We start from the raw sequence: 10,000 nt of genomic DNA, 5'->3' as shown, positions 1-10,000 counted from the left end.
ACGGGCTGGCCGACTATCTGGCTGAGCGCGTTCAGGAGACGGAAACCGTCACCGACATCTTTTCCGGCCGCGTGGAACGGCAAGGTGAAGCCGGGGCCGTAGAGTGGGCCGTTACCTGGTCCGGGGCCGGGTTCGGTGAATTTGACGGCTTTACGCAGTCCTATTGTAACACCATCCCGACGCCTGACGGCGGCACGCACGAGGCGGGCCTGCGCGCCGCCCTCACCCGCTCGCTGAAGGCCTATGCCGATATGACCGGCGACAAGCGCGGCGGCATTATCACCGCCGAAGACGTGGTGGCACAAGCCGGCGTGGTCATCTCGGTCTTCATCAAGAACCCTGAGTTTCAGGGCCAGACCAAGGACCGCCTGTCGTCCAGCGAGGCTCAGCGTCTGGTCGAAAAGGCGCTGGCCGATCCGTTCGATCACTGGCTGATCAGTTCGCCAAAGCAGGCCGATCGCCTGTTGCAGTTCGTCGTCGAACGCGCCGAAGACCGCCTGAAAAAGCGCAAGGACAAGGAGGTGCAGCGCGCCTCAGCGACGCGCAAGCTGCGTCTGCCGGGCAAGCTGGCCGACTGCGCGCGTCAGGACGCCAATGGCACCGAACTGTTCATCGTCGAAGGCGACTCGGCTGGTGGTTCGGCCAAGCAGGCGCGTAACCGCAATACGCAGGCCATCCTGCCCCTGCGCGGCAAGATCCTCAACATCGCTTCGGCGACCGCCGACAAGGCCAAGTCCAATCAGGAACTGTCCGATCTGGGGCTGGCGCTGGGCGTACAGCCGGGGGCGCGCTTCAAGGAAGACGACCTGCGCTATGAGCGCATCGTCATCATGACCGACGCCGACGTGGACGGCGCGCACATTGCGTCACTGCTGATCACCTATTTTTACCGCACCATGCCGTCGATGATCCGCAATGGTCACCTCTATCTGGCCATGCCCCCGTTGTACCGCATCAGCCACGGCACCAAGATCGTCTATGCCAAGGACGACGCGCATCGACTTGAAATCCTTGAAAAAGAATTCAAGGGGAAGAAGCCCGAAATCGGCCGTTTCAAGGGTCTGGGCGAAATGATGCCGGCGCAACTCAAGGAAACGACCATGGACCCGAAGACGCGCACCCTGGCGCGCGTCACCTTACCGGAGAATGAGAGCGACATTGAGGATCTGGTCGAAACCCTGATGGGCCGTAAACCGGAACTGCGTTTCAAGTACATTCAGCAAAATGCCGAATTTGTCGGCGATGATCTGGACGTCTGAGCCGCCGCAGCGCAATAAATCTCTGTCCTTTTATGTAAAATCTGATACTAGAGGCCGCGAAGCCTTTACCGGCGTATTTATCGCCGTGTCCGCGCTTACGCGGCGGCTGATTTTTTTTCCTGCGACTGTCCGAAACGGCAACCCTTCAAAGCTGAATGACCAAATTTACCGATCTAGGCCTGAACCCCGATATCCTGAAAGCCGTGGCCGATACCGGCTACGATACGCCGACCGCCATTCAGGAACAGGCCATCCCCATTGCCCTGATCGGACTGGACGTTCTGGGGATCGCCCAAACCGGCACCGGCAAGACGGCGGCCTTTACCCTGCCGATGATCGAGAAGCTGGCTTCGGGGCGCTCGCGGGCCCGTATGCCGCGCGCCATCGTGCTGGCGCCGACGCGCGAACTGGCCGATCAGGTGGCCGAAGCCTTTGAGAAATATGCCAAATATTGCAAGCTGAACTGGGCTCTCCTGATCGGTGGCGTCTCCATGGCCGATCAGGTGGCCAAGCTGGACAAGGGCGTCGATGTGCTGATCGCTACGCCGGGCCGTCTGCTCGACCTGTTTGAGCGCTCCAAGGTGATGCTGAATGGCGTGCAACTGATGGTCGTTGATGAAGCCGACCGCATGCTCGACATGGGCTTCATTCCCGACATAGAGCGCATCTTCAAGCTGACGCCGCCGTCGCGTCAGACCCTGTTCTTCTCGGCGACCATGCCGCCGGAAATCACGCGCCTGACCGAGCAATTCCTGAAGAACCCGGTGCGTATCGAAGTCTCGCGCCCGGCAACGACCAACGAAAACATTACCCAGTACGTCTATCGCGTGCCGTCGGGAGACTCCAAATTGCTGGCCAAGGCCAAGCGGCTGGCCCTGCGCACCCTGATCGGGCAACTGGAGATCAATAACGGCATCGTCTTCTGCAACCGCAAAACCGATGTCGATATCGTCGCCAAGTCGCTGTCGGTGCACGGTTTTAATGCCGCACCGATCCACGGCGATCTGGATCAGTCCCTGCGCATGAAGACGCTCGATGCCTTCCGCAGCGGCGAGCTGAAACTGCTGGTGGCCTCGGACGTCGCGGCGCGCGGGCTCGATATCCCCAGCGTCAGCCATGTGTTCAACTTCGATGTGCCGCACCACGCCGATGACTATGTGCACCGTATCGGCCGCACAGGCCGCGCCGGTCGCACGGGTGAGGCCTACCTCATCCTCGCGCCCAACGATGAAAAGAACTACGACAAGGTTCTGAAGCTCATCAAGAAAGAGCCCAACCCGCTGGAGCTGGACGTCGATTGGAGCCCGCTGGCCGATGCGCGTCCGGAGCGGGAAAAGCCCGCGCGCGGTCGCGGTGAACGCACGGAGCGTGACCGTTCGGCTCGCCCGCGCCGTGAGCGTGGTCGCAAGAGCGAATCAACCCCTGAGGCCGTCGCCGAAGTCGTGGTCCCGGAAGAGGTCGTCGTGGACGCCGCTCCGCCTCCGGAGAAAAAAACGCGCCGCCGCAAATCTCCCGCGGCAGACACCCCGCCGCCGCGCGCAAAGGCGGTCTCTGACGATTTTCCGTTGAAAGACAATGAGGACAGCCTGCCCAAAGGTCCGGACGGTCAGGGTTTCGGCGGCCATGTGCCAGCCTTTATGCTGCGCAGCGCCTACCGCTGAGGGCAAGGGTAAAGCAAAATAAGTTCCCGCGTTAACCGCCTGTCAGAGAAATTGACTTAATGTGTTTCTCGTCACCCGATTCGTGACACAAGGAAGCCTTTATGAGCAACGACATAGAAGTGAGCGTTCGCAGTTCCAATGCCTATAGTCTGGCCGTGGAGGCCATTCGGCTGATGGAAGTGCACGGGGTCTGGCCGACGCCGCTCAATTATGAAATCTGGCTCTATGTCGCGGGCGATCCCAACTCGGCTCTGGCGCAGGAGATCCATCGCCTGATCGGTTCGGGTGAGAAGATTACCGAGGAAATCTCCGAAAGCCTCGCTTCGAAATTCATTTCCCGCCTCAAGCTAAATGATGAGGTGCGCGACGCAGGCCTGCGTCTGACGCGCGAGCTGGCCTCGGTCAGCGAAGTCATCAACGAAGCCCAGAAGGCGCAGAAAGACTATAACGAGACGCTCGAAGGCGCGCGCACCAGCATTGATGGGGATTCGGACGCACAACGCCTGCGCCAGCTTGTCGGGCGTCTGACGGATGCCACCTCGCAAATCCTCAACCAGCACGCCCATTTCGAAGTTCGCCTCAGCGAATCCTCACGCGAAGTGGCGCGTCTGCGCAAACACCTTGATCAGGTGCGTCTGGAAGCCATGACCGACGCCCTGACCAATCTGGCCAATCGTAAATCCTTCGACGAAGCGCTGGAACGCCATTGCGACAGCGACGAAGGCAAGAATATCACCCTGGCCGTTCTCGACATCGACCATTTCAAACGCTTCAACGACACCTGGGGCCATCAGACGGGCGATCAGGTCCTGCGTTACGTCGCTTCGGTCCTGTCACGCATCGGTCGCGCCCCGCGCATGGCCGCCCGTTATGGCGGTGAAGAATTTGCCATGATCTTCCCCAGCGAAAACATGGCCGTCGTCGAGCGCCTGCTCAACGAAGCGCGGCAGGAAATCGCCTCTCGCGTCCTCAAGCGCCGTTCCACCAATGAAGACTTGGGCACGATCACGATTTCCGTCGGTATCGCCGAGCGTGACTATGGCGAAGACGCCTACGACCTGCTCGACCGCGCCGACAAGGCCCTCTATCAGTCGAAGAACAATGGTCGCAACATGGTCACCTGCGCCAAATCCGCCTTGAAAGCGACTGACGCCGCCTGAGAAATATAACTGGGAAAATATAATTTGAACATTGTTCAAATTTATGCGACAAGAAGCTGGTGACGATTCCGTCACTGGCTTTCTTTGTGGATACCTCCATGCGCGCCTTTGCGTTCGCTCTCGCCTACTGGGTTTTCTCCATCGGCTACAGCCTGATGGCTATTGGCCTGTCGCTTCTGCCGGGTCGCAAACCGGTTCTGTGGGTTGTGCAGCGCTATACGCGGCGGATGGTCTGGGCCATGCGGGCACTGGCTGGCATACGGCTTGAGGTCCGCGGCCGTCACCTCGTCCCGGACACGCCGGTCATCTTCGCCGCCAAGCATCAGTCATGGGGTGACGGCTTTTGCCTCTATTCGCAGTTCGAGGACGTGGCCTTTGTCACCGGCGATCATCTGGAAAAGTTCCCGCTGATGGGCACGCTGCTGCGCAAGCTGGGCGCCATTGTGGTCAACAATTGCGGCGGCCACGAAGCGCGCCGCAGCCTCAGCCAGCGCTCGGCCGAAGCTGACCGTGACGGTCGCCACATCCTCATATATCCCGAAGGCCACCTCAATGCGCCTGGCACCTATCGCCGCTATCGTTCCGGCGTGTGGCACATGTACAGGAATTTCAACCGCCCCGTGGTGCCCGTGGCCACCAATCTCGGCCTGTTCTGGCAGGAAACCCAGTATCGCAAAACCGCCGGCACAGCGGTGCTGGAATTTCTTGATCCCATCGCGCCCGGCCTCGACAAGGCGCAGTTCATGGCTGTGCTGCAAGCGCGCATCGAAGGCCGGACTCAGGAACTGATCGCCGAAGCCCGCGGCGGCCCGGTTGAACCTTCCGAATTGATCACTGAAGGGGCCGTTCCGGCTTAAATACAGAAGATATAAGGTTTTTTTAACAGACGCTCGTTAGGGGATACAGCAGCCGTTCCCTGTTCTGTAAGGTCCGCCGTGCCGCGCCCTCTCCGTCTCTCCCATCTTATCGACACGGATAACAACCTGCTGATGGTCACCGCCCGCGGCGACTATACCAGCGAAGGCTTTGTGGACGCCCTTATCGACCTTTATCAGCAGATCGAGAAGCCCTGGCTCTACGACCGTATTCTGGATATGCGCTCGGCTCAGGGCGTGGTTGAACTGTCCGACCTGATGCGGGCGGCCGCGTGGCTGGCTCAGGCCGCCGGGACGCCGCCTCCACCGCGCCGGCGTCTGGCCCTCATTTCCAACGACCCGTTCGACCGTGCGCGCCTGAACGCTCTCGGTGACGCCTTCCCCAAGGCCTTCATCCAACTCTTCGAACGCCGTGACGAAGCCATCGAGTGGCTGGCGACACCACAACCTTAACCGGTTACCGAAACGGCATTTCACTTTTAAGCTAAGTGGATTTTAAGCTTTGGCGCGTAGAGTGGATCAGCAAATCACAAAGTTCGCTTAGCATGTCGCAAAAATACCGCCTCAGCGTCTATCTGGATGAAACCCATTCCATCCTCATTGCCCGCGTCTTCGGCCCCTTCCCCAGCGCCGAGCTGTGCGACCGCTTCATCGAAGCCTATGCCGAAATCGGCGAGCCGTGGCGTTATGACCGTCTGATCGACTTTCGCCGCTATACCGGCCATCTGGAGGACGAAGACCGCCAGCGCTTTGCGCAGACCTGGGCCGAATGGACGCGCGATTTCCACGACGGACGCCGGGTCGCCTTTGTGACGCACGACGCGGTGGAAGAGGTCTACATCCAGCAGGACTACGCCTCCTTCCCCAAGGACACAATGCGCAACTTCTATACGGCGGATGAAGCGCTCGACTGGCTGACCGGGCGCAGCGGGGAAATCGAGTTTGTGCCGCTCGCCCTGCGGGCCTGAGGCTGATTAGTCTTCTTCCGTGGCTGCGGGCTTGATCGTTACACTCTCGCCGCAGCCACAGGCATCCGTCTCATTCGGGTTGTTAAACACGAACTTCGACGCCAGCTTCGTCGTCTCATAATCAATGACCGTGCCGACCAGATACAGCACCGCCTTGGGTTCGATCAGTATGGTCACGCCCTTGTCGGTAACCACCTCATCCAGCGGGTCGGCGGCTTCGGCATAGCTCAGCACGTATTCCTGACCGGCGCAGCCGCCCTGCTTCACACCGACGCGCAGACCCACATAGGGCTTGTCGGCCCGCGCCATGATGGCCTTCACCTGGGCGGCGGCTGCATCGGTCAGCGACACGATGGCCGGACGCGGCCGACGGGGACGAGGCGTGATAACAGGCTGAATATCCATAGCTATCTCTGCGGCCTTTTACACTGACGAAAGGGGGCGCATGGGGGAAACCGCGTTTCCTCCCATGATCGTTAAAACATGTTGAGCTGAAGCTTGGCCTCGTCGCTCATTTTCGACGAGTCCCACGGCGGATCGAAGACCAGATTGACGTGACAATCGGCCACGCCGCGCACGCCCATCACCGCATTCTGCACCCAGCCCGGCATTTCGCCGGCCACCGGACACCCCGGCGCGGTGAGGGTCATATCGACCACCACTTCGCGATTGTCATTGATATCGACGCGATAGATCAGGCCCAACTCGTAGATATCGACCGGGATTTCCGGGTCGAACACCGTCTTGAACGCCGCGATCAGTTCGTCGGTCAGACGATCCAACTCTTCCTGAGGGAGCGGTTCGACCGCCGTCGTCTCTTCCGGCGCAAACAGCTCGGCCTGACCCGGTTCGGCAACCGGTTGGCTGGCGTCCTCAGCGGACAGGGAAATGATCTCGTGCTTGGACATGGTCATTACTCAAAAAACCCTTGCGCCTTTTCAACCGCCGCAATCAGCGCGTCGATCTCGGCCTCGGTATTGTAAAGCGCGATGGAGGCGCGCACGGTTGACGTCACCCCCAGCCGCGTCATCAGGGGTTCAGCGCAGTGCGTCCCCGCCCTCACCGCTATATTGTAGCGGTCGAGTATCTGCGCAACGTCATGCGCGTGGGCCGCGCCCAGAGAAAAGGTCAGGATCGAGCCTTTTCCCGCCGCTTCGCCATAGATGCGCAGGGCATTGATCTTTTTCAGCCCCGCATGAGCGCGTTCATACAGCGCCATTTCGTGCGCCGCAGCGGCCTCACGGTCGATCTGCGACAACCAGTCGATGGCAGCTTTCAGCCCGATGACCTCAAGAATAGCCGGCGTGCCCGCCTCAAAACGGTGCGGCGGCTCGGCGTAGGTGATGCGCTCTTTGGAGACGTGGGCGATCATCTCGCCGCCGCCCTGCCAGGGCGGCATGGCCTCCAGCAGGTCATAGCGGCCCCACAAAACGCCCAACCCCGTCGGGCCGTACAGCTTGTGCGCCGAAAAAGCATAGAAGTCACAGCCCAGCGCCTGCACATCGACGGGCAGATGCACCACGCCCTGACAGCCGTCGATCAGCACCTTCGCACCCACGGCGTGAGCCTTGTCGGCGATCTCGCGCACGGGATTGATGGTGCCCAGCACGTTCGACATATGCGCCACGGCGACCAGCTTGACGCGATCGGTCAGCAACTGATCGAACGCCGCCATATCGAGGCTACCGTCGTCAAGGATCGGCACCCATTTCAGCACCGCGCCCGTGCGCTGCGCCAGCATGTGCCACGGCACGATATTGGCGTGATGTTCCAGCTCGGTGATGAGGATTTCATCACCGGCCTTGATATGGGCCTGCCCCCAGGTCTGCGCGACGAGGTTCATCGACTCGGTGGCCGACTTGGTGAAGATCACCTCTTCCGGGCGCGCGGCATTGATGAACTTCGCCACCGTCTCGCGACCAGCCTCAAAGGCATCGGTGACCTCATTGGCCAGCCGGTGCAGGCCGCGGTGCACATTGGCGTAAGACTGCGCCATGTGATGGCTCATCGCCTCGATAACCGCGGTCGGCTTCTGCGCCGAGGCCCCGGAATCGAGATAGATCAACGGCTTACCATTGATCTGACGGCTGAGGATAGGAAAGTCGCGGCGGACCGCTTCAACATCAAAGGGCATAGAATCCCTCCGTCTTGTCGGCAATCCAGTTCAACACCATCTCGCGCAGGGCCTCATCCTCGATCTGCTCAGCGACCGGCACCACGAAGGCCTGCATCAGGAGGGCGCGCGCCACCTCTTCGGGCATACCGCGCGACTGACAGAAGAACAGCGCCGACTCGTCCAGCGCGCCGATGGTATTGCCGTGCGCGCACTGCACATCGTCGGCGTAGATTTCCAACTCCGGCTTGGCGCGCACGTGCGCCCCGTCATTGAGCATCAGGGCCTGATGGCGCATACGTGCATCGGTGCCGTCGGCGCCCTTTTCGACATAGATGCGCCCCTGAAACACCGCCGTGGCGCGGTCCTTGACGAGGCCCTTGATCAACTGTTGCGTCGCGCCATCAACCTCGGCGTGGTTGACGCGCGTCGTGTAGTCGAAATGCGCTGTGTCTTTCAGCAGATAGGCCCCGTGCATCTCGACCTGCGCACCGTGCCCGGCGTGCGCGACATGGGTTTCAAACCGCTGGAACTTGGCCCCTGTGGCGAAGACGTACTGCTTGAAAACGCTGCCCGGCGCGGTGGTCACGGTCGAACGGCGCACCGACACGGCGCTTTCCGGTTCATCGAGAATGACCACGCGGATCAGCGTCGCCCCTTCGGCTACGTCGAAGTGAAGGACCGTGCTGGCGGCATAGTCCAGCGCCCCGCTATAGTCTTCGAGCAGGATAAGGTGTTCACCCTCGCCCAGGGTGATGCGGCCCTCGCCCTGATAACCGGCCATAGCGCCTTCTTCCCCGACATCGCTCATGTCGAGGTAGAGACGACCACCTGAACTCTGAACGGCTTTGGAAACGGCGGCTTGCAGGTCAGCCAGTTGCCCGTCACCCGCACAGTGCCAGTAGAAGCCCCCGAAATCACCGGCTTCGGCCTGAAGATGCGTCAGCTCGGCGCGCGCCGGCACTTCCCGCAGGGCGCGCGACAGGTCGGAATATTTCCATTCCTCATGACGCCGCGTCGGGTAGGACGACGGGTCGAACAGATCGAGCGGGGTCAGGTCAAACGCCATTACGCCGCCTCATTGACATAGCGGTCATAGCCGTGCGCTTCCAGTTCCAGCGCCAGTTCCGGGCCGCCCGAATGGACGATCCTGCCATCGACGAGGATGTGGATGCGGTCCGGCTTGATATGGTCGAGCAGGCGCTGATAGTGGGTGATGACCAGCATACCGCGGTCATCGCTGCGCAGGGCATTAACGCCGTCCGACACGACCTTGAGCGCGTCGATGTCGAGGCCGGAATCCGTTTCATCGAGGATCAGGAACTTCGGTTGCAGCAGTGCCATTTGCAGCACTTCCATGCGCTTCTTCTCGCCGCCGGAGAAGCCGACATTGAGCGGACGTTTCAGCATGTCCATGTCGATTTTCAGCGTCTTGGCGACCTCGCGGATGGTCTTGAGGAATTCGGGGGCCGACATCTCCTCTTCGCCACGCAGTTTGCGCTGGGCATTGAGCGCCGTGCGGATGAAGGTCATGGCCGGCACGCCGGGGATTTCCAGCGGATACTGGAACGACAGATAAAGCCCCGCCGCGGCGCGCTCATGCACGTCCTTCTCCAGCAGGTCTTCGCCATTGAAATCGACCGCCCCTTGCGTGACCTCGTAATTCGGACGCCCGGCCAGCGTGTAGCCCAGCGTCGATTTCCCGGCCCCATTTGGGCCCATAATGGCGTGCACTTCACCCGCCGGAACGTTCAGGTTCAGGCCCTTGAGGATGGTCTTGTCGTCAACGCTGACGGTGAGGTTTTCGATATTAAGCATTGTTATTGTTCTCTTCATGCGTCCGCAACACCTCTCCTCCCTGTCGCGTCAGCGATGGGGAGGTGGCATTGAGCGATAGCGAAATGACGGAGGGGGGTGGCACGGCCGGAGGTATCCCCCTCCACCGCTTCGCGGTCCCCCTCCCC

At 60.8% G+C, this 10,000-nt stretch carries 11 protein-coding genes; 6 read left to right on the top strand and 5 right to left on the bottom strand.

Annotation, left to right across the window (positions count from 1 at the left end):
- The 6 genes from LDL37_RS04345 to LDL37_RS04320 all read left to right on the top strand — a co-directional run.
- Positions 1 to 1,259: toprim domain-containing protein (locus LDL37_RS04345; RefSeq protein ID WP_290794895.1), on the top strand; the 1,259-nt coding region annotated here is incomplete at its 5' end.
- Positions 1,260 to 1,414: 155 nt separating this feature from the next.
- Positions 1,415 to 2,920: a DEAD/DEAH box helicase gene (locus tag LDL37_RS04340; protein ID WP_290794892.1), complete on the top strand. Its 1,506-nt coding sequence runs from the start codon at positions 1,415 to 1,417 to the stop codon at positions 2,918 to 2,920.
- A 101-nt stretch (positions 2,921 to 3,021) separates the two neighbouring features.
- Entirely contained in the window at positions 3,022 to 4,080 is a 1,059-nt protein-coding gene (locus LDL37_RS04335) for a GGDEF domain-containing protein (RefSeq protein WP_126423889.1), read from the top strand.
- A gap of 98 nt (positions 4,081 to 4,178) precedes the next feature.
- Complete coding sequence (locus LDL37_RS04330; RefSeq protein ID WP_290794885.1) at positions 4,179 to 4,937, top strand: lysophospholipid acyltransferase family protein; 759 nt, start codon at positions 4,179 to 4,181, stop codon at positions 4,935 to 4,937.
- A gap of 132 nt (positions 4,938 to 5,069) precedes the next feature.
- Positions 5,070 to 5,408 (top strand): hypothetical protein, encoded by a 339-nt coding sequence (locus tag LDL37_RS04325; RefSeq protein WP_290794882.1) that lies wholly within the window; start codon positions 5,070 to 5,072, stop codon positions 5,406 to 5,408.
- Between the two features lie 92 nt (positions 5,409 to 5,500).
- On the top strand, positions 5,501 to 5,923 hold the full coding sequence (locus LDL37_RS04320; RefSeq protein WP_290794879.1) for a hypothetical protein: 423 nt from the start codon (positions 5,501 to 5,503) through the stop codon (positions 5,921 to 5,923).
- A 6-nt stretch (positions 5,924 to 5,929) separates the two neighbouring features.
- Here LDL37_RS04320 and LDL37_RS04315 read toward each other — a convergent pair whose 3' ends face one another.
- The 5 genes from LDL37_RS04315 to sufC form a co-directional block, all read right to left on the bottom strand.
- Positions 5,930 to 6,328, bottom strand: a complete 399-nt coding sequence (locus tag LDL37_RS04315) for an iron-sulfur cluster assembly accessory protein (protein ID WP_290794875.1) — start codon at positions 6,326 to 6,328, stop codon at positions 5,930 to 5,932.
- A 71-nt stretch (positions 6,329 to 6,399) separates the two neighbouring features.
- Positions 6,400 to 6,831, bottom strand: coding sequence for an SUF system Fe-S cluster assembly protein (locus LDL37_RS04310; RefSeq protein ID WP_290794898.1), 432 nt, complete (start codon positions 6,829 to 6,831; stop codon positions 6,400 to 6,402).
- Positions 6,832 to 6,836: 5 nt separating this feature from the next.
- Entirely contained in the window at positions 6,837 to 8,057 is a 1,221-nt protein-coding gene (locus LDL37_RS04305; protein ID WP_290794872.1) for a cysteine desulfurase, read from the bottom strand.
- Complete coding sequence (gene sufD, locus LDL37_RS04300; RefSeq protein ID WP_290794869.1) at positions 8,047 to 9,105, bottom strand: Fe-S cluster assembly protein SufD; 1,059 nt, start codon at positions 9,103 to 9,105, stop codon at positions 8,047 to 8,049. The genes LDL37_RS04305 and sufD overlap by 11 nt, the downstream gene beginning before the upstream one ends.
- Positions 9,105 to 9,854 (bottom strand): Fe-S cluster assembly ATPase SufC, encoded by a 750-nt coding sequence (gene sufC / locus LDL37_RS04295; protein WP_290794866.1) that lies wholly within the window; start codon positions 9,852 to 9,854, stop codon positions 9,105 to 9,107. Before sufC ends, sufD begins: the two co-directional genes overlap by 1 nt.
- Positions 9,855 to 10,000: the final 146 nt, after the last annotated feature.

It is taken from the genome of Asticcacaulis sp. (assembly GCF_020217185.1).
Classification (GTDB): domain Bacteria; phylum Pseudomonadota; class Alphaproteobacteria; order Caulobacterales; family Caulobacteraceae; genus Asticcacaulis.
The sequence above is the reverse complement of the archived record's forward strand: the minus strand, read 5'-3'. Positions and strand labels throughout refer to the sequence as shown.